The following is a 26665-nucleotide window of genomic DNA, read 5'->3' as shown; positions in this document are numbered from 1 at the left end:
TGTAAACCGCACTTAAAATACTTTTTTTGTGGCGGTGAATACGGTAAATGCAGAGGATTATTCTGTGCCGAGCAGTGAAGCATGCTAACGATCGGGGCGTGAGTTCAGTGAGTCAGCCGTGTAGGTGATTAGCGGCGTGCACCAGAGGACGGGGCTGGCATTTTTAGCGGACACTTTTTCTTATGGTGATGCAATGCAAAGAGATGTGCAGAGCGGGATGGCTGAGCTAACTGTTTAGCGGTGGAGCTAATTTGCGCCACGCTGAACTGAAAAGAGGAAAAGAGGAAAAGAGGAAAAGAGGAAAAGAGGAAAAGAGGAAAGCGCATTACGCCAAAATAAAATGCGGGTATCAGGCGGTGTCGATAGATACCCGCAGAGTCGAAGAACGTTACCTATGACGTTCGCGCAAGCGGCGGATGACATCACGCAACTGCAGATCTTGGTCTTGCAGAAGCACCATCAGGTGATACAACAAATCCGCAGATTCATTGATCAGCTCATCTTTATCACCGGCCACCGCGGCCAGTGCGGTTTCCACTCCTTCTTCGCCTACTTTCTGCGCAATGCGCTTGGTGCCTTTGGCATACAGGCGTGCGGTGTACGACGTTTGTGGGTCAACGGTTTTGCGTGCCATTAAAATCGATTCTAACTTGCCGAGGAAAATCAAATCTGGCTCCACGGCAGTTTCTTCAAAGCAGCTGTCAGTCCCCAGATGGCACGTAGCACCGTGCGGTTCGGCTAAGATCAGTAAGGTGTCGTTATCGCAGTCCAGCCCCATGCGGGTGGCCCACAGAATATGGCCGGAAGTTTCACCTTTGGTCCACAGGCGCTGTTTGGTACGTGAAAAAAAGGTGACTTGACGGGTTTGCAGGGTTTTTCCCAGTGCCTCCGGAGTCATGTAACCAAGCATCAGCACTTCGCCGTTTTGGGCGTGCTGTACGATAGCCGGCAGCAGTCCACCGACCTTGTCCCAGTTGATCATTGCGCGTTGCTGTTCAGTTAACACAGTCTGATCTCCACACCTTGTTTGAAGAGGAATTCCTTGAGCTCACCGATATTGATGATTTGCTTATGGAATACGGATGCGGCCAGCGCACCGTCTACATCCGCATCGCGGAATGCCTCAAGAAAATGTTCCGGTCGTCCGGCGCCGCCCGAGGCAATCAGAGGAACCTGACATACCTCGCGTACCCGCTGTAATTGACGGATATCGTAGCCGCGGCGAACTCCATCTTGGTTCATCATGTTCAGCACAATTTCACCGGCGCCGCGTCGTTGCACTTCTTGCACCCAGTCGAGTGTAGACCACGCAGTGGCACGAGTGCGGCTTTCATCACCGGTAAACTGATAGACCTGATAGCTATCGAGGGCTTCGTCGTACCAAGTATCAATTCCGACTACTACACACTGTTGGCCAAAGCGTTCCGCCAGATCGTTGATCAGGGCCGGATTGGCCAGAGCCGGTGAGTTAACAGAAATCTTATCTGCCCCGTAAGCCAGAATCTGTGCGGCATCTTCCGCTGTACGGATCCCACCGGCGACACAAAAAGGAATATCAATCACTTCGGCGACTTTTGCGACCCAGCTCTTATCGACGGTACGACCATCAGAAGAGGCGGTGATGTCATAAAACACCAGCTCATCAGCGCCTTCTTGTGCGTAGCGACGCGCCAGCGGCACGATGTCACCGATGATTTCGTGGTTGCGAAATTGCACGCCTTTGACGACTTGGCCGTTGCGTACATCCAGACAGGGGATTATCCGTTTTGCCAGCATGCAATGGCCTCCTCGGTGTTGAATTTACCTTCCAGCAGCGCGCGACCGACAATCACGCCGCGTACGCCACTGCCACGAAGGGCACGAATGTCATCCAGTGAGCCGATGCCGCCGGAAGATTGAAACGCGAGCTGCGGGAAACGGGCGGCCAGTTCACGGTACAGACGCACGTTGGAGCCGGCCAGCGTGCCATCGCGAGAGATATCAGTGCACAATACGTGCTTGAGGCCCACGGTTTGGTACTCTTCCAGTAGGGTTTCGATGGCAAGGCCAGAGTCTTGTTGCCAGCCGCTGATAGCGACGCGTTTGACTTCATCGCTGCCGATGCGAACGTCTAATGCCAGCACCAAACGCTCGGCGCCGAAGCGGGCAAACCAGCGTTTAACTTCTGCAATATCACGCACCGCGGTTGAGCCAACCACTACGCGTGCGGCACCCGCCTCGAGTAGATCGGCCACATCCTGCTCGGTGCGCACGCCGCCGCCAATTTGGATATGCGCGGGCGTCGCTTTAATCAGGTGCGTGATCAGGGCTAACTGACGGCGTTGGGTGTCTTTGGCGCCGGTCAGATCCACTAAGTGCAGCCATTGGGCGCCTTGTTGCTGATATTCCTGCAGTCGCAGGGCGGGATCGGCTTGATAGTCGGTCTGACGGGCGTAGTCACCCTGTAGCAGACGCACGACTTTGCCGTCGATCAGATCCAGTGCGGGAATAATCATCCTTGTTACATCTCCAGAAAGTTTTTCAGCAACTGGGCACCGGCGCGGCCGGAGCGCTCGGGGTGAAACTGCACGCCGTAAAAGTTGTCTTTTTGTACCGCCGCAGAGAACGGCTCACCGTAGTTGCATTGGGCGATGGTCGCGGTGCTGACGGGCATCGCGAAGCTGTGTACGAAGTAGAAATACTCACCATCGGCGATGTTATTGAACAGGCGATGGCCGGCTTTCGGATAAACCCGATTCCAGCCCATGTGTGGCAGCGGCAGGCCAAAGTCGGTCATGCGCAGCACGCTTTCCGGAATGACGCCCAAGGTGTCAGTACTGCCTTCCTCGCAGTACTCCGCCATGATTTGCATGCCTAAACAGATCCCCAATACCGGCTGCGTGCAGGCTTTGATCAGCGCCGGAAGCTGGCGCTGGGTTAAGTTCTGCATGGCATTGTTGGCGGTACCGACCCCAGGCAGCAGCAGTTTATCGGCGGTGAGGATCACGTCGGGCTCTTTGCTGATTTGCGGCTCATAGCCTAGGCGCTGAATAGCAAAGTAGACCGAAGCCAAATTCGCGCAGCCGGTATCCACAATCACGACCCGGGTATGTGGCGTTTGTTGCGGCATTTACAGCACTCCTTTTGAGCTAGGCAGGGCATCACCCTCCACACGGATCGCTTGTCGCAGTGTGCGGCCAAAGGCTTTGAACAGACTCTCCACCATGTGATGGCTATTGTGGCCTTTGGTTTTCAGGTGCAAGGTGCAGGCTAGCGCATCACTCAGTGAGCGGAAAAAATGCTCGACCATTTCGGTGCTTAGATCGCCGACCTGCGCGCGGTCAAACTTGGCTTTGAATTTCAGGTATGGACGACCGGAAAGATCCAGCGCGCAGCGCGCCAAGCACTCATCCATCGGCAAGACAAAACCGAAGCGTCCGATGCCCCGTTTGTTGCCAAGTGCTTCTTTCAGCGCCTGTCCGAGGGCCAGCGCAGTGTCCTCCACGGTGTGGTGATCATCGATATGCAGATCGCCCTCGACGCTGACATTCATCCGAAAACCGCCGTGGGTGGCAATCTGATCCAGCATGTGATCAAAAAAGCCCAGCCCCGTCTGAATGTGATTCTCGCCAGTTTCATCCAGCCACAGCTCGACCTTGATATCGGTTTCGCGGGTGGTACGGGTGACGCATGCGTGGCGAGGAGGCAGGGTCAGGCGGCGCACAATCTCCGGCCAACCGGTGACGCCATTTTGGTAGCGGATCCCGGTGATGCCCATGTTGGTGGCCAGTTGCAGGTCGGTTTCCCGATCGCCAATCACATAGGAGTGCTCGGGGTTGATGCAATCCGCTTCCAGATAATGTTTAACCAGCCCTAGTTTGGGTTTACGGCAACTGCAGTTGTCGTGCTCAAAGTGTGGGCAGATCAGGATGTCGTCGAATTCCACCCCTTGTGAGCTGAAAATATCCAGCATCATTTGTTGCGGGAGATCGAAGTCCGGTTGCGGGAAGCTGTTGGTGCCAAGGCCATCTTGGTTGGTGATCATCACCAGTTTGTAACCTTCACGGCGTAACTTGAGCAGGGCGGGGATCACCGCCGGCTCCAGACGCAGTTTATCCAAACGGTCGACTTGAAAATCTTGCGGCGGCTCGGCGATCAGGGTGCCGTCGCGATCAATAAACAGGTAGTTCTCGGTGCGACTTTCAGTAGATTGTGCTGCGGGTACGGAACGACGTACCGATGGACGGAATTTTTTCTTTTTCACTGCATGGCTCCTTGCTGATACAGCGCGTCGATAGCGTTCAGGGTACGGCGGCATTCAGCCTCGGTTCCTATGCTGATGCGCAGACAGTTTTGCATGCCCGGTTGCTTGCCCTGATTACGTAAGATAATGCCCTGATCCCAGAGGCTTTTGAATACTTTTTCACCGTCAACGAAGCGAACGGTTAGCCAGTTACCTTCGCCAGTGTAAACTTCGCGGCACAGTGGGTTGCGGCGCAGCCCCTCGGCGAGCAAGGCGCGGTGGCGTAAGGTGTCGGCCACTTGGGTACGCATACGGTCTAATCCCGCGTCGCTCAAAGCTTGGGCGGCGATATCTGCCACCGGTTGTGGCACCGGATAAGGAGCAATCACCTTTTGCAGCAAACCAATCACCGGCGGATTGGCCAGCGCGAACCCGCAGCGTAAACCGGCTAAGGCGAAGGCTTTAGACAAGGTGCGCAGGATCACCAGATGCGGATATTGTGCCAGCAGCGGCACGCAGGTCGCCTGCGGACAAAACTCGATATAGGCTTCATCCACTACCACAATGGCGCGACCGGCGGCATCGTCCAACAACTGCACAATATCTTCGCGGCGCAGCAGATTGCCGGTGGGGTTGTTCGGGCTGCAGACAAAAATGACTTTGACGTTATCCATCTGAGCACGGATCGCCGGCAAGTCCAGTTGCCAATCAGCAGTGGCAGGGACAATCCGGCGCGCGACGCCTAATGTTTCGGCGCTGACGGTGTACATGCCATAGGTGGGCGGGCAGAACATCACCGCATCTTGCCCCGGCTCGCAAAACGCGCGGATCACTAGTTCAATGGCTTCATCTGCGCCACGACTGACCAGCACTTGCTCTGAAGTAACACCGGCATACGCCGCATAACGGCGGAGCACTTGCTCTGGCTGGCACTCAGGATAGCGGTTCAGTTTAGCTTCGGTTAGCTGATAATCCGGTGAGGTTGGGTATTCGTTGGCGTTTAGCCACACATCGCCTTGGCCGCCAATGCGCCGCGCCGACAGATAGGGCGTCAGCTCACGCACATTGCGCCGTGCCAGTGTCTCGATTGCGCGGGTATCGCAGGCCGCCGCGCTATCCCGTGCTGTTACGGAAGATTCCAGTGATGAGGTGCTCATTTCCCTTCTCCTTGGGCAGCGGCGGTTTGCATGGCTACATTCGGGTTGTTATCACGGCGGTCAGCGTGTAGCGCGGCGACGCGCAGTGTCACGGCAAGGCGGTGTGCATCGAGTTTTTCGGCTGCCGCCATTCGCTCGACGGTAGGAGCCAGAGCCAGAAGGCCATCGGCGGTCAGCTCTTGCACCGTCATCCGCTTCATGAAATCGGCCAGCCCTAAGCTGGAATAGGTGCGGGTGTAGCCGTAAGTCGGTAGCACGTGGTTGGTGCCAGAGGCGTAGTCGCCGGCGGATTCTGGCGTCCACGCACCGAGGAAAATCGAGCCGGCATTGTGCAGCGCGCTCAGTAGCTGGCGCGGAGAATCGGTCTGGATGATCAAGTGCTCGGGGCCGTATTGATTGCTGATCGCCACCGCTTGCGCCAGATCCGCGGTCAGAATAATCCGACTGGCAGCCAGTGCTTGTCCGGCGATGGTGGCGCGCGGCAGTAGGGCTAGTTGGCGGTCGACCTCAGCGGTTACTGCATCGGCCAGTGTCTGGCTTGGGGTCAGTAGAATCACCTGCGAGTCGGGGCCGTGCTCGGCTTGTGACAGTAAATCGCTGGCGATAAAAGCCGGGTTGGCATTGGCGTCAGCAATCACCAGCACTTCGGAAGGGCCGGCGGGCATATCCATCGCCGCGCCGCGGTGATCTTGGCTGACTTGCCGTTTGGCTTCGGTGACATAGGCATTGCCGGGGCCAAAAATTTTGTCTGCTTTCGGTACCGATTCGGTGCCATAGGCCATAGCGGCAATCGCCTGCGCGCCGCCAACATTGAAGATTTGGCTGATGCCACACAGGCGTGCGACATACAAAATCTCATCGGCAATCGGCGGAGGGGAGCATAAGATCACTTGTGGACAACCGGCAATGCGCGCCGGAATGCCGAGCATCAAGGTGGTCGACAGCAGTGGCGCTGAGCCGCCAGGGATATACAATCCGACCGATTGCACCGGACGGGTGATCACTTCGCAGGTCACCCCCGGCTGGGTTTCCACCCGCACCACCGATGGACGCTGCGCTTCGTGAAACGCCGCGATGTTACGATAGGCGTTTTGCAGTGCGGTTTTCATCTCGTCGCTTAAGCGTGCTTCGGCAGCATCCACTTCCGCGGCGCTGACGGCAAGCGTTGCAGGGCGCACGCGGTCAAAACGTTCGGTTAAGGCCAGCAGGGCGCTATCGCCTCCTTGTCGGACTTGCTGCACGATGTCGCGCACGCTGGCGCTGATGTCTTGCGCGGCACTGATGGCTGGACGCATTAAGGCCTGTTGCTGCTCAGCGGGGCTCAGGCGATCCCAATTCAACATTTCCATCGCCGTTACTCCATCATCTTTTCAATTGGCAGCACCAAAATGGAGCTGGCACCTAAGGCTTTGAGTTGCTCCATGGTTTCCCAGAACAGGGTTTCGCTGCTGACCATGTGCATGGCGATACGATTTTTCTCATTGGCCAGCGGTAACACGGTTGGGTGCTCGGCACCCGGCAGCAGCGCGATGATCTCTTCCAAGCGATCGGTGGGAGCGTGCAGCATGATGTATTTGGATTCGCGCGCCTGAATCACCCCTTGCATCCGCGTCAGCAGGCGATCGACCAATTGCTGTTTTTCGGCTGATAGCGTACCGGCGCGCTGAATTAAGGTGGCCTTGGAGCGGTAGATGACCTCTGCTTCACGCAGGCCATTGGCTTCGAGAGTGGCTCCGGTCGACACCAGATCGCAGATGGCATCGGCCAAACCGGCGCGCGGCGCAACTTCTACCGAACCGTTAAGCAGGCAGCTTTTAAAGGCGATGCCGCGCTCATCCATGTAACGCTTGAGCAAATTGGGGTAAGAGGTGGCAATGCGCGCATTGAGTAGGCTGGCTGGGCCGTCATAACGGGTATCAATAGGCACCGCCAAAGAGAGGCGGCAACCACCGAAATCTAAACGGCGCAAGGTGCTGTATTGCGGGTCTTCCCCACGGGCTTGGCGGCTCAGCACTTCTTCTTCCAGCACGTTTTCGCCGATGATGCCCAGATCTACCACGCCATCCATCACCAGCCCGGGAATATCGTCATCGCGCACGCGCAGCAGATCAATTGGCATGTTTTCGGCAAAGGCAATCAGGCGTTGTTGTTGCAGGTTGATTTTGACCCCACAGCGGGCCAGCAGCTCGCGCGAGTCATCACTCAGGCGACCGGATTTTTGGATAGCGATACGCAGTCGGTTGGCGTTCAGCATGGCAATGTCCTTTTAGTCTGATTTTGTCCCAGCGCCGATAAGCGGGGCTGGATAAATTGCGGGGCTACTCCGATGTTGCTGGCGGCGGAGTAGGCCGTTAAATCGTTACGTCATCCGTTGACGTTTTGCCTGTGGCCAGTTTGCACCGGCGTATACAGTAAAAAGCCCCCGGAAAAGTGATCTTCCGGGGGCTGGATTGTGTACCTTGACTGTCGTCCACCGGAAGAACTCTCTGAGCGTCTTCCACGGACCAGCGTCCTGAAAGACTAATCAGGATGATGGTGATGATGGTGGTTACGAACGGTGAAAACAGTCATGGTGAAATCTCGTGTCTGGTTAATGATCGCTGCTGTTATGGATTGAGCATGTATACAGCCAGTGATGCCTAGATAGACTTAGTGTGAATTCAACTTAAACCAAAGCGCCAACCAAAAGCAACAGTAAATTTTGCTGTAGTGAATAACACGCTGAGTCAGCAAAGTTGGTTGTATTTTATGCTGCATCTAGCGTGAAAGGCTGGTTATTTGTGATAGGCATGTTTTCGCATTCTTGGGGCTTGCTGCGCATAGACAACATCGAACATGAATAGGGAAGAGTATGGCGCGATGTTCAAAGTGTCGCGAAAAGTGCAGTGATGAAAAGTCCCGTAATAAAAAGTGCAGAGAAAAACACATGACAAAAAGGATAACGGAGCCCTAACCAGACGGCGAGTGAAGCCAATATCCCCATTTTGCATAACACTTTGCACAGCAGATTGCACAGATCCGGTTGGCCGCCACGCCAGCGGACAGGCATAATGACCGCTTCACTCACTCAATTTTCGATGGCAGGCCGGCGCGCGTGACAGACAACTATTTTGCAGACGATGGCATTCTGGCCCGTAACATTGAGGGCTTTCGCGCCCGTGAACCGCAGCGTCAGATGGCGCAAGCAGTCGGTGAGGCCATTGAGCACAAATCCGCGCTGGTGGTGGAAGCGGGAACCGGCACCGGGAAAACCTATGCCTATTTGGTGCCGGCACTGGCCGCCAAGCGCAAAACCATCATCTCTACCGGCTCGAAAAACTTGCAAGATCAGCTGTTTCGCCGCGATTTACCTACTATCGAAGGCGCGCTCAATTTCACGGGCCGAGTCGCATTGCTCAAAGGGCGGGCCAATTACCTGTGTCTGGATCGCCTCGATCGGCAAATGGCGGAAAGTCATCTGACCGATAAAACGGTGCTGGCGGATCTGGTGCGGATCCGCACCTGGTCATCATCCAGTGACAGTGGCGATCTGAGCGATTGCGATGCGGTGGCCGAAGACAGCCCAGTGCTGCCGATGGTCACCAGTACCAACGAGTCTTGTCTTGGTACTGAGTGTCCACAGTATCAAGAGTGCTACGTGTTGCGGGCGCGTCGCCGTGCGCTGGAAGCCGATGTGGTGGTGGTAAACCATCACCTGTTTTTGGCTGATATGGTGGTCAAAGAGACCGGTTTTGCTGAGCTAATTCCGGAAGCGGAAGTGATCATCTTCGATGAAGCGCACCAGCTGCCGGATATCGCCAGTCAGTATTTTGGTCAGTCACTGACCTCGCGCCAATTGCTGGACTTAGGTAAAGACATGCTGCTCGGTTATCACCTTGAAGTGCGCGATGTGGCGCAGTTGAGTAAGTGTGCCGAGCGGTTAACCCAGACTGCGCAAGACTTATGCATTGTGTTGAACGGTGGCATCGGGCGAGGAAACTGGCGCGATGCGTTGAAAAATCCGCTGATCCAACGCGAATTATCACGTTTAAATGACGCGCTGGATTTTGCGGCCGAAGTGCTGCGCTTGGTGGTGGGGCGCTCTAAATTGCTCGACGCCGCGTTTGAGCGGGCTGAGCAGTTTCGCGCGCGTCTCAAGCGCCTGAGCGACACCGATGTTACCGGTTACAGTTACTGGTATGAAAGCTCGGGGCGACATTTTAGTTTGAATCTGACGCCGCTCAGTGTAGCGGACAAATTCAGTGAACAAATGCGCTTGCATCCGGCGGCGTGGATTTTCACCTCTGCCACCTTGGCGGTGGGGGAGAATTTTGACCACTATTGCCAGCGTCTGGGCATCGCCAAGGCACGCCAGCTGACGCTGACCAGCCCGTTTGATTATCCTTCGCAGGCATTGCTGTGTGTGCCCCGTTTTCTGCCGGAGCCGAATCGTCCTTATACCGCGGAGGCGCTGGTGAACTTGCTGACCCCAGTGATTGAGGCCAGCCAAGGGCGCTGTTTTTTCCTGTGCACCTCGCATCAGATGATGCGTGATTTAGCCGAGCGATTTCGGGCGCGCTTAAGTCTGCCGGTGTTGGTGCAAGGGGAAACCGGCAAGCAAAAATTGCTCGAAACCTTTGTTGAGCACGGCAATGCCTTACTGGTGGCGACGGGCAGTTTCTGGGAAGGGGTGGATGTGCGCGGTCAAGCATTGTCTTGCGTGATTATCGACAAACTGCCGTTTACCGCGCCCGATGATCCGCTGTTAAAAGCGCGCATGGAAGACAGCCAGCGCCGCGGTTGCGATCCCTTCAGTGATGTGCAGTTACCGGATGCGGTGATCACCTTAAAGCAAGGGGTGGGTCGTTTGATTCGAGATACCCAAGACCGTGGTGTGGTAGTGATTTGCGATGCCCGTTTGGTGTCGCGTCCTTATGGGCAGGTGTTTTTGGAAAGCTTGCCGCCGCTGCCGCGCTCGCGTGATGTCGGACAGGCAATTGCGTTTTTGCATCAGATTGCGCCGCACGGGGAATAGCCCGGATGGGCAATCGCCTGTATCGGAAAGTGCCCGTATCGGAAAGAGCTGTGGTATGAAAGCGCAATGGTATGGGGATGAAAGTGCTGTGGTCTGAAGGTGCTATGGTATGATGTTGGGCTACTCTGAATTAGCTCGTTGTTATTGATTGATCCGAGGTCTGGATGTCAACCCGAATTCTGGCGCTAGATACCGCCACTGAAGCCTGCTCTGCTGCCCTGTGGGTAGACGGAGAGGTATATGCCGTTTCCGAAGTCTGTCCGCGTGAGCATACGCAGCGTATTTTACCAATGGTGCAGCAGATGCTGGCTGAAGCCGGCTTGAGTCTGAATCAACTGGATGCGCTGGCTTTTGGCCGTGGACCGGGCAGTTTTACCGGCGTGCGGATTGGCGTTGGCGTGGCGCAAGGTCTGGCGCTGGGCGCGGATTTGCCGATGATCGGGGTTTCGAACCTGCTGGCGATGGCGCAGGGTGCGTACCGTGTACAGCAACATCAGCAAGTGCTGGTGGCGATTGATGCGCGTATGGGCGAAGTTTATTGGGGTCAGTATCTGCGTGCCGATAATGGTCAGTGGCAGGTACTGGGCGAAGAAGCGGTGCTCGAGCCTCAAAATGTACAGGTGATCATTGCGGGTGAGTCTAACCAATGGGCGACGGCTGGTACCGGTTTTACTGCTTATCCGACCTTGGCCCAACAAGACGGCGTGGTACTGACCGACAGCGGTATTTTGCTGCCTGAAGCGCGCGATATGTTGCCACAGGCACTGGCTTGCTGGCAGCGCGGTGAAGTGGTGGCGGTCGAGAATGCTGCGCCGGTATACCTGCGTAACAATGTGGCCTGGAAAAAGCTGCCGGGCCGCGAATAAGCGGTGAGTGGTGCTTGTCTTATCGGGTGAGTGTTATTCGCTCCCCTACGTATGCGGCGGTCCTGGTGGCCGCCGTATTGTTTATGCGGCATCTGTATAGCCGTCTTTTTGGGCTACATTTGGTCTTCGTGTTATCTCTGTTGCGCGCTATTGTTCTTATCCCTTATCCCTTATCCCTTATCCCTTATCTCGTTGTCGCTCATGTTTGTGTAGTGTTGGTTGGTTTGTCGCTCGTGTCGGAGAGGTTGTATTAGCAACTTCGAGTTGGTGAGAGAGTGCGGATAAGTATATTAGCGCACGTTGCAAAGAACATTTGAGCGTGAGGCGTGCGCTGCAAGGCAGCAACTCAGTGCATACACTATGCTCATAGTAGATACCTACCGCGCGGGGTATCGACGCTGCGATGTGGCTGGTCGGCGTTGGCGATGGACCCACTGATATAGCCGTGGGTTACATCAAGTATGTGCGCTATCGCGTTATCGCGGAGGCCATTATGCGGATCACCTCAGGGCACCGGCTAACCACAACCCGCACAAGTAAAGTTGTCGCTGCCGATGCTATCAACATGCGCTCGGTGATATTGCCCGCGCCGCGAGTCGAACGATTAGGTGCGGTCAATCTTCCGGTTGCGGCCGTGCGGGCAAGTCCCGCACTTATGCCATCAGATGATCACCCCGTGCCGATGCTGTTAGGGGATGCGGTACGCGTATGTGAAGGCGAGTGGCTTCCGGCGGGCTGCGCTGATACAGGATACGCACAACATGGCCAACCGAGCGCCATTCAGCATTATCAGCAAATGTTAGCTTTGGCTCGTACAGGTGGGCGACGTTGGACGCCGTCGATTGATGAACGGGTGTAGGCTATGCCGCGCTGAGGCTCTTCAGGTTCAGAGTCCTCACACATAATGATTTTGTACAAAGTTCGCACACAGTCGGGTTTGCACAAAGTCTGGCTGGTGCGGTTATTTGTCATATAAAACGCTGTGATTTTCGGCAGCTGTAAATCATTACCGAATATATCCGGATGTAAATTCAGCATAAGATACCGCTCTTTGCCGACAACATGCTATTATCTCCGACCTTTGTCGCAGAATCTCTGATAAATACGGCAACACCATCATCCTATACAGGCGGTCGCTGAGCGCCGAATGGCAATAAATAAACGCCTGTTTGAAAATGTGTTGTTAATCCATTGTTAATAATGCGGTGGCGATGTAAAGTAGTCTTGCTATTAGAGCATTTATCCTACGTACCCGTCATACCCGTATTCGTAAGGCCGGCCCGGGGTGCTCCTCCTGAGGTGTGGCATACAACAAAATACATTGAGGAGACTTACCGTGGAAAAGGTTTGGCTTTCCAGTTATCCGGCTGACGTGCCGGCTGAAATCAACCCTGATCAATACTCATCTCTGGTAGACATGTTCGAACAGGCCGTGCAGCGTTATGCCGATCAGCCGGCGTTTATCAACATGGGCCAGGTGATGACCTTCCGTAAGCTCGAAGAAAGCAGCCGTGCCTTTGCCGCTTACCTGCAAAATGAACTGAAACTGCAAAAAGGGGAGCGGGTGGCGCTGATGATGCCAAACCTGCTGCAATACCCGATTGCACTGTTCGGTATTTTGCGTGCCGGTCTGATTGCCGTGAATGTTAACCCGCTGTATACCCCGCGTGAGCTGGAGCATCAGCTGAACGATAGCGGTGCTAAGGCGATTGTGATTGTCTCCAACTTTGCCCATACCTTGGAAAAAGTGGTGTACCAGACCAGCGTCAAGCATGTGATCTTAACGCGCATGGGCGATCAGCTGTCGATGGCAAAAGGCACCTTGGTGAACTTTGTGGTTAAGTACATCAAGAAGATGGTGCCAAAGTACAATTTGCCGGATGCGATTTCGTTTCGTGGTGCGCTGCGTAAAGGGCGTGCCCAGCAATACGTGAAACCACTGATCACCGCGCAAGACATTGCCTTTTTACAGTACACCGGGGGTACAACTGGGGTGTCGAAAGGGGCGATGCTGGCGCACAGCAATATGGTGGCTAACGTACTGCAAGCCAAAGCCGGTTATTCACCGATTTTGGAAGAAGGCCGTGAGCTGGTGGTCACAGCGCTGCCGCTGTATCACGTGTTTGCGTTGACCGTGAACTGCTTGCTGTTTTTGGAGATGGGCGGAAGTAACCTGCTGATCACCAACCCGCGTGATATTCCAGGCTTTGTTAAAGAGCTGGCGCGTTATAAAGTGACCGCGATCACCGGTGTGAACACCCTGTTTAATGCGCTGATCCACAACGAAGATTTCCGTGAGCTGAATTTCAGTACCCTGCGTTTGACTGTGGGCGGTGGAATGTCAGTACAGCGCGCCGTTGCCGAGCAGTGGCAAAAGCTGACTGGCACCAAGCTGCTGGAAGGTTATGGCTTGACCGAATGTTCTCCGCTGGTTGCTGGCTGCCCGTATAATCTGGCTGGTTATAATGGCGCGATTGGTTTGCCGGTGCCGTCTACTGACATCAAGTTGGTGGATGATGACGGCCACGAAGTGGCGCACGGTGAAGCTGGCGAGTTGTGGGTTAAAGGCCCGCAGGTGATGCAGGGTTACTGGCAGCGTCCAGAAGCCACGGCAGAAATTCTGCAAGATGGTTGGCTGGCGACCGGCGATATCGTGCGCATCGATGATGAAGGCTTTATGCGCATCGTGGATCGCAAGAAAGACATGATTCTGGTGTCGGGTTTTAACGTCTATCCGAATGAAATCGAAGACGTGATTGCCCATCATCCGAAAGTGTTGGAAGTGGCCGCGGTGGGTGTGCCGAGTGAAGCGTCTGGCGAAGCGGTGAAGATTTGCGTGGTCAAAAAAGACCCGTCATTAACCCGTGATGAGCTGATGGCGTTTTGTCGTAAAAACCTGACCGGTTACAAATGCCCGAAAATTGTTGAGTTCCGGGATGAGCTTCCGAAGACAAATGTGGGTAAAATACTGCGGCGAGTACTGCGTGAAGAACAGCAGACAGCCGAACCTGCCGCCGCTGAGGTGAGTGTGCAGGCCAAAGCATCCTAATTCGGATGCCCCGCTGACTGATGAAACGCCGGCTGCTGCCGGCGTTTTCTTTATGTGTTGTTGAAAAGTTTTAAAGAGAAGAATGTTGTGGATTACCGACTGATTACCACTGATGAAGCCTTGCGGCAGGTTTGTCTGCGCGCATCCGGAGCATCACGGGTTGCGATTGATACTGAATTTGTACGCACCCGGACGTTACATCCACAACTCGGGCTGGTACAGCTGTATGACGGACAGGATGTATCGCTGATTGACCCGATTGCCATTTCCGATTTGAGCCCGCTGCGCGATCTGCTGTGTAACCCGCAGGTCGTCAAAATTTTGCATGCGTGCGGCGAAGATCTGGAAGTGTTCCAGCATGCGCTGGGGATTATGCCGTCACCGATGTTAGATACCCAAGTTATGGCCGCCTTCTTAGGCCACCGCATCTCGACCGGTTTCGGTGCATTGGTTGCCGAGTATTTGGGTGTTGAGCTGGATAAAGGCGAAGCGCGTACCGATTGGCTGGCGCGTCCGCTGACTGAAAAACAGTGTCACTATGCGGCGGCGGATGTGTATTACTTGTTGCCGATGTATGAGCGGTTACAAGAAAAACTGACCGCAGCCGGTTGGCAAGATGCTGTGGATGCAGAGTGTCATCAGATTGTGGTGCGTCGTTCGCACGTAACGCCACCCGATGAGCTGTACTGCGATATTGGCAACGCATGGCAATTGCGTCCGCGTCAGCTGGCCGTGCTCAAATTGCTGGCTAAATGGCGTTATCACGAGGCTGAACGTCGCGATCTGGCACTGAACTTTGTGGTAAAAGAAGCGAACTTGTGGAAAGTGGCGCGCTATATGCCACAGTCGCTGAGCGATCTGAATAATCTGGAGCTGGAAAATCCGGAAATCCGCTTTCACGGCAAAACGATGTTAGCGATGGTGCAAGCCGCCAAAGCGCTGCCGGATAGCGAATGCCCTGCGCCGCTGAGTCGTCTGGTGGATAACCCAGAATACAAAGCGACCTTAAAGCGCGTGAAAGCCTTTATCACCGAGCAAGAAGGGGTGACCGGCTTGAGCAGTGAATTGTTGGCGTCGCGTCGCCAAATTCACCAGCTGCTGAGCTGGACGTGGAATTATACGCCTGAAGAGAGACAGCACCACGAGCAACCGGAGTTGTTATCCGGCTGGCGCGGTGCTCTGATGGGTGAACGTTTGCAACAGCTACTGGAACAGCCGGCCTAAGCCGGCAGTTGCCGACTGTTTATTTGGCATCTTCCGGCAGGGTGACGTTCAATTCCAAGATGGAAATGTCGTCACCCTTTTGCTCCAGCTGAACGGTGACATGTTCTGGGTCAATTTGCACATACTTGCAAATCACCGCCAGAATGTCTTGCTTCAGTGCCGGCAAATAGTGCGGTTCACTATCGCCACGGCGACGTTCAGCAACAATAATCTGCAAACGCTCCTTGGCGATACTTGCCGTCTGTTTTTTACGGGACAGGAAAAAATCGAGGAGCGCCATGAGTTATCCCCCAAACAGTCGTTTTAAAAAGCCTTTCTTCTCTTCCTCAAGGAAACGGAAAGGTCGCTCGGTACCCAGCAGGCGTTCGACCGTATCAAGATAGGCCTGACCTGCTTCAGATTCCTTATCAAGAATGACCGGTTCACCTTGGTTCGATGCACGCAGCACCGACGGGCTTTCCGGGATCACCCCTAACAGCGGGATACGCAGGATCTCTTCCACGTCCTGCACACTCAGCATATCGCCACGGGTCACGCGGCCAGGGCTGTAGCGAGTGAGCAGCAGGTGCTCTTTAATCGGATCTTGGCCTTTTTCGGCGCGGCGAGATTTGGAGGACAATATCCCCAAGATGCGGTCAGAGTCACGCACTGAAGAGACTTCAGGGTTCGTGGTCACAATGGCTTCGTCGGCAAAATAGAGTGCCATCAGGGCGCCGGTTTCGATACCTGCCGGTGAGTCACACAGCACGTATTCGAATTCCATTTTATCCAGCTCTTCCAGCACTTTTTCGACGCCTTCACGGGTCAGTGCTTCTTTATCACGGGTTTGGGATGCGGGCAGGATGTATAGATTGTCGACGCGCTTATCCTTAATCAGAGCTTGGTTCAAGCTGGCATCGCCATGGATGACGTTTACAAAGTCATACACCACGCGGCGCTCACAGCCCATGATTAAGTCCAGATTACGCAGGCCGATATCAAAGTCGATCACGACCGTTTTCTTTCCCTTCAATGCTAAACCGGTGGCAATGGCTGCGCTTGAAGTGGTTTTGCCAACGCCTCCTTTACCAGAGGTTACAACGATGATACGTGCCATGAGGGGGTTCCTTGTCAAAAAGGGTCTATATCAAAGGGCTTCAAAATGAATGTTATTATCTCGTAATACCACGCGGGTGGCTTTTTTCCAGACTTCTGTCGGAATTTGCTCACTGAGAGCATATTGTCCTGAAATCGACAGCAACTCGGCCTGCATATTGAGACAGAAGATGCTGCTGTCTGGTCGACCATCTGCGCCGGCAGCGGCGCGTCCGCGCATGATTCCGTAGACATGGATATGACCGTCCGCTATCAGCTCGGCACCCTCGCTGACATGGTTATTCACGATCAAATCGCAATTCTTGGCATAGATACGTTGTCCTGAGCGAACCGGGGTATTAATGACCTTGGTGGCAACCGCCGTCATCATGGGTTCGGGCTCGATAGCTTCCGGGGCCGGTTTGCTTTCGGGCTTTGGCTCTTTGGTTTTACCTTCGGTGAGAATAGGCAGACCCGCTTTGCGGACTGTCTCGCGCTGTTTTTCATTAATACAGCCACTGACACCCACCAAAAATAAGCCGGCTTCTCGGATCACTCGCTTTAAACGACGAAAGTCTGCCTGCTCTGCCAGATCAGCGACATTCAACACCACTGGCGCGCCCTGAAAAAAAGCAGGGGCTTGCTGCACTTTGGCAGACAATGCTTGTTTGAGTTGATTCGGATCTGAAGTGTGTGGATGAACCACCGTAAGAGTAAAGTTGCTTCCCTTCAGATCGACAAGGTGTTGTGACATAAGTCGGATTCGTTTCCCCGGTGCGTCCTGGCAATATTCGGCACGACAAGAATATAATTTATTTATCCTTAACATGTTATAGTCACAACCCTGCTTACGCAAGAGAACATGAGGGATTCAGTCGAGATGTGGTGCGCAATCTACAAAAGTTTAAGACGCGAAGAAACCTATTTATATGTAGAGAAAAGAGACGACTTTTCTCGTGTTCCTGAGGAATTATTGCGAGGTTTTGGAAAGCCGCAATTAGTCATGCTTTTTCCTCTGGATGGATCAAAGCGTCTTGTTAATATCGATTTAAATAAATTGAAAACCTGTCTGACTGAACAGGGTTTTTATTTACAGTTACCGCCGCCAAAAGAAAACTTATTAAAACAGCATTGTTTAGAAAATAATCACACTGAAAAACAACACGACGACTAGACGACGCCTAAAAAACTCAGTGAACTGATTCATTCAGGCATAAATCTCCGCGTGCCGGAGTAGGATCTCTTCGCGGCCGCGGATATTGCTCACCATCGAGCTGTGAGGACGGCTGCACATGAGAAGAACGATTCTGTCTGTTATGGCTTTGAGCCTGATCTTATCCGGCTGTGCGGCGACCACGGCGGCTGAAAATACGGCCCAACAGCGCGCGCCAGCCACCACCAATGCCGGTAAAACCAATTCCTCATCGGCTGAACAAATGCCCGTTCCCGAAGGATTTGCCCCTTTTATCGAACAACTCAAACAGCAAGCCATTGCCGAAGGGCTCGCGCCGGAGACCGTGGAGCGCGGGTTTGCCAACGTGTATTTTCTGGAGCGTGCGGTGCAATCTGATCGCGGCCAGCCAGAATTTAAGCTGACCTTATCGCAATACCTGCAAAAAAGCCTGACGCCGGCCAAAATCAAAAAAGCCCGTGAGATGTATCAGCAATATCAACCGCTGCTGACGCGCATTGGCCGTGAATATGGCGTACAGCCGCAATACATTGTGGCGTTGTGGGGCTCGGAGAGCAGTTTTGGCCGTTATACTGGCAACGAAGATGTGATTTCGGCGCTCTCCACACTGGCGTTTGAAGGGCGTCGTCAAGCGTTTTTTACCAAACAGGTGATGGCTGCGCTCAAAATTCAGCAACAAGGTCATATCGCACCGGAGCTGATGAAAGGCTCATGGGCGGGGGCGATGGGGCAGTGCCAGTTTATGCCGACCTCCTTTTTGACCTATGCCGCAGACGGTGATGGCGATGGTCACAAAGATATCTGGAACAATGTGGCTGATGTGTTTGCCTCGACCGCCAACTATCTGGCCACCGAAGGCTGGAACGATCAGCAAAGTTGGGGGATGAAAGTGCGCTTACCGGCGGGATTATCATCGGCATTGGCAGGCACCAAGACTGAGCAGGGGAAAACGGTGGCCAAGTGGCAGGCTCTCGGCGTGCGTTTAGCGGATGGTGCGGCCTTGCCTCATCCACAGCGAAAAGCGTGGTTAGTGATCCCGGATGATGACAGCGCCCAAGCAATGCTGGTATACAACAATTATCGCACATTGATGCACTGGAACCGCTCGTACTATTTTGCCACCAGCGTTGGCATGCTAGCCGATGCGATTGTCGCGCCTTAAGCGGCACTGTTATCGGTTCAGTTAGCGTTAAAGCACGTTGGGCATGACATGCATGCGGCGTAAGGTTGCAACGGCCACATCATTTAAGGAGGCATGATGTATCAGCATACGGACTGGCAGGGAAATCCGATTGATTTTCCGGTCGGCAAGGTGGTTTGTGTCGGGCAAAACTACGCCGCGCATATTCAGGAGATGGGCAGTGTTGCAGCAGCTGAGCCGGTCTTGTTTTTAAAGCCGGATACCGCGCTGTGTGATTTGCGCCATCCGCTGACCTTGTTGCAAGGGTATGGCGAGGTGCACCATGAAACTGAGATGGCGGTATTGATTGGCGCGACTTTACAGAAAGTTACCCCTTCGCAAGCAATGTTAGGCGTTGCCGGTTACGGGTTGGCACTGGATTTGACGCTGCGCGAGCTGCAAAGCGAATGTAAGCGCACCGGCCGACCGTGGGAAAAGGCCAAAGCCTTTGATGGCTCTTGTCCTGTATCGGGTTTTATTCCCGCCTCAGATATCAGCGAGCCAATGGCCGTGGCGTTTTCCTTAACCGTTAACGGCGAGCTGCGCCAGCAAGGCAATACCGCGCGTATGCTCACTCCAGTGGCAGAGCTTATCAGTTATATGAGCCGTTTTTTTACCCTCAAAGCGGGGGATGTGATTTTAACTGGCACGCCTGAAGGGGTGGGGCCATTGCTGGTGGGGGATGTGCTGAATTTCACCTTTGCCGGACGCACATTACAGACCCGCGTGCGAGCCTAAGCTCTGGCGGTATGTTCCGTCTTGCCGGTTAACCCGTAAGCTAGCCGACAATAAAAAAGCCCGCAACTGCGGGCTTTTTTGTGTGCTGAGTTTGTCGCTCACTCCGGCTAATCTGTGCTTAGGCGCGGCCTTGACGACGTTGACCTGCGGCACCTTTAGCGGCCGGCTTACCACCTTGACGGTTGGCCGGTGCTGACTTGCCATTCTTGCTATTGGCGCGTGCGCCATTGGCATTGCGTGGCGCTTGACCCGCAGACTGCGCGCCTTTTCCGTGTGACGCGCCTTTGCCTTGCGGTGCGGGCTTGCCAGACTGTCCGACCGGTTTACGTCCGTTCGCGCCTTTGGGTGCTGCTGATGCACCTTTCGTGGACGCAGATGCGCCATTGGCCGGACGGCCTTTACCGGCTTGCTCTTGGCGGTTACCACGTTGCTGGCTATTACCGGCTCCGTTACTGCGCTGATGGCTGATATCGGTATGTTTGGTCAGCGCGGTACGCACCCCTTTGGCGCCAGTTTTGCCGTTTTGCTGGATCTCACGCGCGGAAGCCGGCGGGATCAAATGTTGTGGACCGGTACCAATCAGACGCATCAAGCCCATTTCACGCAGCGCTTCGCGGATCATCGGCCAGCCGGCAGGGTCATGATAGCGCAGCAGCGCTTTGTGCAGGCGGCGCTGACGCTCACCACGCGCTACGGCAACATCTTCACTCTTGTAATCCACTTTCCCTAACGGGTTTTTACCGGAGTAATACATGGTGGTGGAGTTAGCCAGCGGTGATGGATAGAAGTTTTGCACCTGATCCAAACGGAAACGGTTCTTCTTCAGCCACAGCGCCAGATTGACCATGTCTTCATCGCGGGTACCTGGGTGCGCCGAGATAAAATACGGGATCAGATATTGCTCTTTACCGGCTTCTTTGGAGTACTGTTCAAACAGCTCTTTAAAGCGGTAATAAGAGCCCATCCCCGGCTTCATCATCTTGGACAGCGGGCCTTCTTCGGTATGCTCCGGGGCAATCTTCAGATAACCACCGACGTGGTATTTCGCCAGCTCTTTAACGTAGCGCGGATCTTGTACTGCCAGATCGTAACGTACCCCTGAGGCAATCAGAATTTTCTTGATGCCTTTCAGATCGCGGGCGCGGCGATACAGCTTAATGGTCGGCTCATGGTTGGTATCCATGTGCTGACAAATATCCGGGTAGACGCAAGAGGCGCGGCGACAGGTTTGTTCTGCGCGCGGGCTTTGGCAGCGCAACATATACATGTTGGCGGTCGGGCCACCCAGATCGGAAATCACGCCCGTAAAGCCCGGCACTTTATCGCGGATCTCTTCAATCTCGGAAATGATGGAGTCTTCCGAGCGGCTTTGAATGATGCGACCTTCGTGCTCGGTAATAGAGCAGAAAGAGCAACCACCGTAGCAACCACGCATAATATTGACCGAGAAACGGATCATGTCATAGGCAGGGATCTTGGCCTTGCCATACGCCGGATGCGGAATCCGCTGGTAAGGCAGGGCAAATACCCAGTCCATCTCTTCGGTGGTGAGTGGAATGGCTGGCGGGTTGATCCACACATAGCGGTCGCCATGTTTTTGCATCAGCGCGCGGGCGCAGCCTGGGTTGGTTTCATGGTGCAAAATCCGCGAGGTGTGAGCGTACATCACTTTGTCGCTCTTCACCTTTTCGTAAGACGGCAGCAGGATATAGGTTTTTTCCCACGGTTTTGGCCGTGGCGGCTGTACGACTACGGCTTTGGCCTGAGGCTGCGCGGACTGCGCACTGTTATCTGCGCCGTTATCGCTGCAAGGCGCATCTTCCATATATGGATTAGGAATAGGATCGATATGACCTGGTTTGTCGATGCGGGTTGAGTCGACACCTTTCCAGTCATACAGCGCTTCTTTGCGCATTACCGCGCTGCCGCGGATATCCTGCATCTGCTCGATGGTTTCACCGGCCGCAAAGCGGTGGGCGATATCAATCAGTGGGCGCTCGGCGTTACCGTAGATCAGCAGGTCAGCTTTGGAGTCGACCAATACGGAACGGCGCACGGTATCAGACCAGTAATCATAGTGTGCGATACGGCGCAGGCTGGCTTCGATACCGCCAATCACGACCGGCACATCTTTATAGGCTTCTTTACAACGCTGGCTGTACACCAATACCGCGCGATCTGGGCGCTTACCGCCTTCATTATTTGGCGTGTAGGCATCGTCATGACGCAGTTTGCGATCGGCGGTGTAACGGTTGATCATCGAGTCCATGTTACCGGCGGTCACCCCGTAAAACAGGTTCGGTTTGCCGAGCTTCATGAAATCGTTTTTATTGGTCCAGTCCGGTTGTGCGATAATACCGACGCGGAAACCTTGCGCTTCCAGCATTCGGCCGATAATGGCCATGCCGAAGCTCGGGTGATCCACATAGGCATCACCGGTGACGATAATGATGTCACAACTGTCCCAGCCTAGCTGATCCATCTCCTCGCGGGACATGGGAAGAAACGGTGCGGTTCCATAACACTCCGCCCAATAACGTGGGTAAGAGAATAAAGAACGTTCCGGCTGGATCAAACTGGTACTCATGGTGACTTATCGCTCCGGTTAGTCAAAGACGTGCGGCGTATGCAAAGCGCGCGATTATACTCTGTTTATTGCACAGGCGCGAATCACCTTTTGGCCTTGGGCGTGGAATCTCGGGCAATGGCTTGCAACTTGGCAGCCAAGCCGTTATAAACGTCCACCCGGCTGAGCCTGAGTAATTTTTCATCTGATTAAAGATAAACCATAAGTAATTAAAAATATGACTGAGCAAGCGTTCTGGCAAACCAAAACCCTCGATGAAATGACCGACGCAGAGTGGGAAGCCCTGTGTGACGGCTGTGGGCAGTGCTGCCTGCATAAGCTGATTGATGCGGATACGGATGAGCTGTATTACACCAACGTGGCCTGCGATCAGCTGGATCTGCATACCTGCCAGTGCCGCAACTACGCCACCCGTTTTGAGCTGGAGCCGGATTGCATCAAGCTTACTCGTGAAAATATGAATACTTTTGAGTGGCTGCCGGCAACCTGTGCCTATCGTCTGTTGGATGAGGGGAAAGGGCTGCCTGCGTGGCATCCACTGGTCTCCGGTACCTCGGAAAGCATGCATGATGCCGGTATTTCGGTGCGTGACCAGTGTGTGTATGAAATTGATGTGATTGATTGGGAAGAGCACATCACGAATAAGCCTAAATGGGTTCGTTAAGTTATGCACGGCTCACTCACTGAGCGTTCGTTAACAGAGCGCTCTTTAACAGACGGTTCTCTAACAGGCAGTTCTCTAACTGACAGCCCGCTCACGTCAACTTGCACGGGTATTGACGCAACGCAAGAGACAGCATGGATGCAGGATGAGTTCATCAGCGTTGGGCGCGTGGTGTTGGCCCCGATGGAAGGGGTACTCGATCCGCAACTGCGAGATTTGCTGACGCGGCACAATGATTACGATCTGTGTGTCACCGAGTTTGTGCGCGTGGTGGATTCGTTGCTACCGGAGCATGTCTATTATCGCTTGTGTCCCGAGCTGCATCAGGGCGGGTTTACCTCATCGGGTACACCAGTGCGGGTGCAGCTACTCGGTCAGTCACCGCAATGGCTGGCGGAAAATGCGGCGCGCGCCGTCGCGTTGGGCTCACAGGGCGTGGATTTGAACTGCGGCTGTCCGTCGAAAAAGGTCAACGGTAGTGATGGCGGTGCGTCATTGCTCAAAGATCCCGACCTTATTTATCGCGCGGCCAAAGCGATGCGCGAGGCGGTGCCGATGACTCATCCGGTGACGGTAAAAGTCCGTCTGGGGTGGGATAGCACGGCGCACAGTCTCGAAATCGCCGATGCAGTGCAGCAAGCCGGTGCTACCGAGATTGCCGTGCATGGACGCACCAAAGCGGATGGCTATAAAGCGGATCGCATTGATTGGCCGGCGATTGCTCAGATCCGTCAACGGCTGTCGATCCCGGTGATTGCTAACGGTGAGATCACCGATTACGCCAGTGCCCAGCAGTGTATGCGGGTGAGCGGTTGTCGCGATCTGATGGTTGGACGTGGGGCGCTGAATCTGCCTAATCTGGCCAATGTCATTAAATATGATGCGCCGGCTTTGCGCTGGGTGCAGGTGATCCAGCTTCTGCTAGCGTATACCGCCTTGGAGAAAGCGGGCGATAAAGGCTTTTATCACTCGGCCCGCATTAAGCAGTGGTTTAGCTATTTACGCCGGCAGTATCCACAAGCTGATAGCCTGTTTAGCCAGATCCGCACCGCGCAAAGTGTCGGTGATATGAGTCAATTACTGCAAGATGCACTGCACGCGCAGTAATCCAGCGTCTGGTAGACATAAAAAATGCCGCATTTAGTGCGGCATTTTTTTCATCGCAGAGTCAGTGATTAACGCCACATGGAGCGTTTTTCTTTGCCAATGGCCATGCCCAGTGCAATCACAATGGCTACAATCAGGTAAGCGGCAAACACCACAATCAGCCAGCCCGGCATCGTCAGACCTAACCAGTGCCACTGATCTTGCGCGCAATCGCCGTAGGCTTCAAAGATCCCCGGCATCCACTTATTCAGCGGTAACCAGCTCGGGAAACGCACCATAAAATCACAAGTCTGGAATGGGGAAGGGTTTACTTGCAGCTGATTGTGCTCCCAAGCCAGCAGTAATCCCTGCCATGCACTGTAAATCCATAACACTAATGCTGACCAGCGAATAGCCGGTTGTTTCGGGTTACACAACCCCAGCAGCGCCGCACCCATGATGCCGAACAGGGCAACCCGCTCATAAATACACATCACACACGGCTCCAGCAGCATGATGTGCTGGAAAAACAGCGCGGTCAATTCCAGCCCGAGCGTGGTTAAAAACATCAGAAACCATGCCAGACGACCGGTAGAAAAGCGGTATAAACTATCCCACATTGTTGTTGATTCCGTCCGAAGAGATGGCAGCAGTTTACACATAAAAAAGGCTCTGAAAACAGAGCCTTTAGATAAAATATTGTGCGAATCTGCCTGTGGGGCAGGTTTTCCCTACCTGATGCTAGGCGCTCAAGCTATGCGCTAGCGCCTCGCGGTAAGCTTTCGCCATTAATGACCGCTGACAGCCGGCGCGGCATTCAGCAGCAGGCTGGCCGCTTCGTTAGACAGCCATCCCCAGTGATAAAACAGTTCGGTCATTGGTTGTAGAGCAAACTCCACGCAGAACAAACCAACCAGTGTCAGTACGATGGTATACGGCAGCGCCATGACTACCATCCGGCCATATGACAGTTGGATCAGTGGCGCCAGTGCAGAGGTCAGCAGGAACAAGAACGCGGCTTGTCCGTTTGGTGTGGCCACTGACGGCAGGTTAGTACCGGTGTTAATGGCGACCGCCAGCAGCTCAAACTGCTCCAGATTCACTACACCGTGTTGCAGCGCCGCTTTCGCTTCGTTGATATACACCGTACCCACAAACACGTTATCAGAAACGGATGACAGCAAACCGTTGAACAAATAGAACAACGTCAGCTGGTTAGACGGTGAGGCTTGCAGTACGAAGTCGATAATCGGCTTGAAGAGATCTTGCTCGATAATCACCGACACCACAGCGAAAAACACGGTCAGCAGGGCAGTAAACGGCAGCGACTCTTGGAATGCCTTACCCAGCGCGTGCTCATCGGTGATACCGCACAGTGAAGTGGCCAGAATAATCACCGACAGGCCAATCAGTCCTACGGCCGCCAGATGCAGCGCCAGACCCAAAATCAACCAGACCCCGATCAATCCTTGTACGATCAGTTTCATGGTGTCTTGCTTGGTGCGGCGTTCATCTTGCTGGTGGGCGTAATCGGTCAGGATTTGACGCACGCTTGCTGGCAGCTCTTCGCCGTAGCCCAGCACTTTAAAGCGCTCGACCATGTAGCAAGTCAGCATCCCACAAAAGAATACCGGTACGGTCACGGGGGCCATACGGATCAGGAACTCACCAAAGTGCCAACCTGCGCGTTCAGCAATAATCAGGTTTTGCGGTTCACCCACCATGGTCATTACGCCACCAAGGGCGGTACCGATGGCCGCATGCATCATCAGGCTACGCAGGAAGGCACGGAAGCGATCCAAGTCGGCCTTACGTTCTGCGGTAGTCAGTTGACTGTCATTGCTGGTGTCGTGTTCGCCAGAAAAATTGTCGCCTGATGCCACGCGGTGATAAATCGAATAGAAGCCGACCGCCACACTGATAACCACCGCAACCACGGTCAGTGCATCGAGAAAAGCAGATAAAAATGCCGCTACAAAGCAAAATGACAGCGAAAGCGTAATTTTTGATCTGATATTCAACAGCAACTTAGTAAACACAAACAGCAGCAGCTGTTTCATGAAGTAGATACCGGCCACCATGAAGACTAGCAGTAACAGGACTTCAATATTGGAAACCAGTTCGTGCTTGACACTGTCAGCACTGGTCATGCCGATGGCTACCGCTTCAATGGCCAGCAAACCGCCTGGCTGCAACGGGTAGCACTTCAGCGCCATTGCTAGGGTGAAGATAAATTCGGCAATCAGCGCCCACCCAGCAACAAACGGGTTAACGAAGAAGAACAAAATCGGATTTAGGATCAGGAAGCAAATAATGGCTAACTTGTACCAGTCAGGAGCTTTGCCTAAGAAGTTCTTAAGGAATGCTCGAGAAAACGTGATTTCCATTGATATTTTCTCGTAATCAAACGGTGCGTAAAAAGGGTCAGATGAAAAAATGTAACAAGGGTTAATTGTATAACGTTATTAGCATGGCAAATTGACATAGCTCAGTCTAGCGGTGTATTGGACAGGAGGTTAATAAAAACAAATTGTTACATTGTGTTTTGCGGGATAGGCGAGGTAGAGGCAGTGACTTGCACTCATCATGATGCATAAGTAGTCATTTACCAC

General features: G+C 54.0%; 24 protein-coding genes and 1 other annotated feature. Of the genes, 10 read left to right on the top strand and 14 right to left on the bottom strand.

Going from position 1 to position 26665, the window contains the following annotated elements; all coding sequences use genetic code 11:
* Window positions 1-388: 388 nt before the first annotated feature.
* The 8 genes from hisIE to hisG all read right to left on the bottom strand — a co-directional run bounded on the left by hisIE (window position 389) and on the right by hisG (window position 7633).
* Window positions 389-1006, bottom strand: coding sequence for a bifunctional phosphoribosyl-AMP cyclohydrolase/phosphoribosyl-ATP diphosphatase HisIE (hisIE, locus tag NCTC9997_RS10485; RefSeq protein ID WP_064978037.1), 618 nt, complete (start codon window positions 1004-1006; stop codon window positions 389-391).
* The gene (hisF, locus tag NCTC9997_RS10480; RefSeq protein ID WP_010864182.1) at window positions 1000-1776 is read right to left on the bottom strand and encodes an imidazole glycerol phosphate synthase subunit HisF; all 777 of its coding nucleotides are present in this window, start codon (window positions 1774-1776) and stop codon (window positions 1000-1002) included. Before hisF ends, hisIE begins: the two co-directional genes overlap by 7 nt.
* Window positions 1758-2495, bottom strand: coding sequence for a 1-(5-phosphoribosyl)-5-[(5-phosphoribosylamino)methylideneamino]imidazole-4-carboxamide isomerase (gene hisA, locus NCTC9997_RS10475; protein ID WP_064978036.1), 738 nt, complete (start codon window positions 2493-2495; stop codon window positions 1758-1760). The genes hisF and hisA overlap by 19 nt, the downstream gene beginning before the upstream one ends.
* 5 nt (window positions 2496-2500) lie before the next feature.
* Complete coding sequence (gene hisH, locus NCTC9997_RS10470) at window positions 2501-3109, bottom strand: imidazole glycerol phosphate synthase subunit HisH (RefSeq protein ID WP_010864180.1); 609 nt, start codon at window positions 3107-3109, stop codon at window positions 2501-2503.
* A complete protein-coding gene (hisB, locus tag NCTC9997_RS10465; RefSeq protein ID WP_064978499.1) occupies window positions 3110-4162 on the bottom strand; it encodes a bifunctional histidinol-phosphatase/imidazoleglycerol-phosphate dehydratase HisB in 1053 nt (350 codons plus the stop codon).
* Window positions 4163-4239: 77 nt separating this feature from the next.
* Entirely contained in the window at window positions 4240-5379 is a 1140-nt protein-coding gene (gene hisC, locus NCTC9997_RS10460; protein WP_082935546.1) for a histidinol-phosphate transaminase, read from the bottom strand.
* Complete coding sequence (hisD, locus tag NCTC9997_RS10455; protein ID WP_064978035.1) at window positions 5376-6728, bottom strand: histidinol dehydrogenase; 1353 nt, start codon at window positions 6726-6728, stop codon at window positions 5376-5378. The genes hisC and hisD overlap by 4 nt, the downstream gene beginning before the upstream one ends.
* Window positions 6729-6733: 5 nt before the next feature.
* Window positions 6734-7633, bottom strand: a complete 900-nt coding sequence (gene hisG / locus NCTC9997_RS10450) for an ATP phosphoribosyltransferase (protein ID WP_064978034.1) — start codon at window positions 7631-7633, stop codon at window positions 6734-6736.
* Window positions 7634-7789: 156 nt separating this feature from the next.
* Window positions 7790-7924, bottom strand: a sequence feature (His leader region).
* Between the two features lie 549 nt (window positions 7925-8473).
* On the opposite strand from hisG, the gene NCTC9997_RS10445 reads away from it, so the two are divergent.
* The 5 genes from NCTC9997_RS10445 to rnd all read left to right on the top strand — a co-directional run bounded on the left by NCTC9997_RS10445 (window position 8474) and on the right by rnd (window position 15532).
* Complete coding sequence (locus NCTC9997_RS10445) at window positions 8474-10393, top strand: ATP-dependent DNA helicase (RefSeq protein WP_064978033.1); 1920 nt, start codon at window positions 8474-8476, stop codon at window positions 10391-10393.
* A 164-nt stretch (window positions 10394-10557) separates the two neighbouring features.
* Window positions 10558-11259, top strand: coding sequence for a tRNA (adenosine(37)-N6)-threonylcarbamoyltransferase complex dimerization subunit type 1 TsaB (gene tsaB / locus NCTC9997_RS10440; protein ID WP_064978032.1), 702 nt, complete (start codon window positions 10558-10560; stop codon window positions 11257-11259).
* Window positions 11260-11914: 655 nt separating this feature from the next.
* Window positions 11915-12118, top strand: coding sequence for a hypothetical protein (locus tag NCTC9997_RS10435; RefSeq protein ID WP_156669263.1), 204 nt, complete (start codon window positions 11915-11917; stop codon window positions 12116-12118).
* 477 nt (window positions 12119-12595) lie between these two features.
* Window positions 12596-14308, top strand: a complete 1713-nt coding sequence (fadD, locus tag NCTC9997_RS10430; RefSeq protein ID WP_010864171.1) for a long-chain-fatty-acid--CoA ligase FadD — start codon at window positions 12596-12598, stop codon at window positions 14306-14308.
* 87 nt (window positions 14309-14395) lie between these two features.
* Window positions 14396-15532, top strand: a complete 1137-nt coding sequence (gene rnd, locus NCTC9997_RS10425; protein WP_010864170.1) for a ribonuclease D — start codon at window positions 14396-14398, stop codon at window positions 15530-15532.
* Between the two features lie 19 nt (window positions 15533-15551).
* Here the strand turns inward: rnd and minE are convergent, their stop codons facing one another.
* The 3 genes from minE to minC are packed head-to-tail and all read right to left on the bottom strand — an operon-like array spanning window position 15552 to window position 17360.
* A complete protein-coding gene (minE, locus tag NCTC9997_RS10420; protein WP_010864169.1) occupies window positions 15552-15812 on the bottom strand; it encodes a cell division topological specificity factor MinE in 261 nt (86 codons plus the stop codon).
* A gap of 3 nt (window positions 15813-15815) precedes the next feature.
* Window positions 15816-16628, bottom strand: a complete 813-nt coding sequence (gene minD / locus NCTC9997_RS10415; protein WP_010864168.1) for a septum site-determining protein MinD — start codon at window positions 16626-16628, stop codon at window positions 15816-15818.
* A gap of 30 nt (window positions 16629-16658) precedes the next feature.
* Window positions 16659-17360, bottom strand: a complete 702-nt coding sequence (gene minC / locus NCTC9997_RS10410) for a septum site-determining protein MinC (protein WP_064978030.1) — start codon at window positions 17358-17360, stop codon at window positions 16659-16661.
* A 126-nt stretch (window positions 17361-17486) separates the two neighbouring features.
* Between minC and NCTC9997_RS10405 the strand changes: the two genes are divergently transcribed.
* The 3 genes from NCTC9997_RS10405 to NCTC9997_RS10395 all read left to right on the top strand — a co-directional run bounded on the left by NCTC9997_RS10405 (window position 17487) and on the right by NCTC9997_RS10395 (window position 19716).
* Window positions 17487-17780, top strand: a complete 294-nt coding sequence (locus NCTC9997_RS10405) for a YcgL domain-containing protein (RefSeq protein WP_064978497.1) — start codon at window positions 17487-17489, stop codon at window positions 17778-17780.
* Between the two features lie 118 nt (window positions 17781-17898).
* Window positions 17899-18960, top strand: a complete 1062-nt coding sequence (locus tag NCTC9997_RS10400; protein ID WP_064978029.1) for a lytic murein transglycosylase — start codon at window positions 17899-17901, stop codon at window positions 18958-18960.
* A gap of 96 nt (window positions 18961-19056) precedes the next feature.
* A complete protein-coding gene (locus NCTC9997_RS10395) occupies window positions 19057-19716 on the top strand; it encodes a fumarylacetoacetate hydrolase family protein (protein WP_064978028.1) in 660 nt (219 codons plus the stop codon).
* Between the two features lie 118 nt (window positions 19717-19834).
* Here NCTC9997_RS10395 and NCTC9997_RS10390 read toward each other — a convergent pair whose 3' ends face one another.
* Window positions 19835-22303 (bottom strand): YgiQ family radical SAM protein, encoded by a 2469-nt coding sequence (locus NCTC9997_RS10390; protein WP_064978027.1) that lies wholly within the window; start codon window positions 22301-22303, stop codon window positions 19835-19837.
* Window positions 22304-22520: 217 nt separating this feature from the next.
* Between NCTC9997_RS10390 and NCTC9997_RS10385 the strand changes: the two genes are divergently transcribed.
* Entirely contained in the window at window positions 22521-22967 is a 447-nt protein-coding gene (locus tag NCTC9997_RS10385; RefSeq protein ID WP_064978026.1) for a YcgN family cysteine cluster protein, read from the top strand.
* A 138-nt stretch (window positions 22968-23105) separates the two neighbouring features.
* Window positions 23106-24074: a tRNA dihydrouridine(16) synthase DusC gene (gene dusC / locus NCTC9997_RS10380; protein ID WP_064978025.1), complete on the top strand. Its 969-nt coding sequence runs from the start codon at window positions 23106-23108 to the stop codon at window positions 24072-24074.
* Between the two features lie 68 nt (window positions 24075-24142).
* Here dusC and dsbB read toward each other — a convergent pair whose 3' ends face one another.
* Window positions 24143-24673, bottom strand: coding sequence for a disulfide bond formation protein DsbB (dsbB, locus tag NCTC9997_RS10375; RefSeq protein ID WP_039045574.1), 531 nt, complete (start codon window positions 24671-24673; stop codon window positions 24143-24145).
* Window positions 24674-24841: 168 nt separating this feature from the next.
* Window positions 24842-26440 carry a Na(+)/H(+) antiporter NhaB gene (gene nhaB / locus NCTC9997_RS10370; RefSeq protein ID WP_010864159.1) on the bottom strand — a complete coding sequence of 533 codons (1599 nt, stop codon included), beginning with the start codon at window positions 26438-26440 and terminating at the stop codon, window positions 24842-24844.
* Window positions 26441-26665: the final 225 nt, after the last annotated feature.

The sequence above is a fragment of the Plesiomonas shigelloides genome (assembly GCF_900087055.1).
Lineage (GTDB): Bacteria > Pseudomonadota > Gammaproteobacteria > Enterobacterales > CAMTGL01 > Plesiomonas > Plesiomonas shigelloides.
The sequence above is the reverse complement of the archived record's forward strand: the minus strand, read 5'-3'. Positions and strand labels throughout refer to the sequence as shown.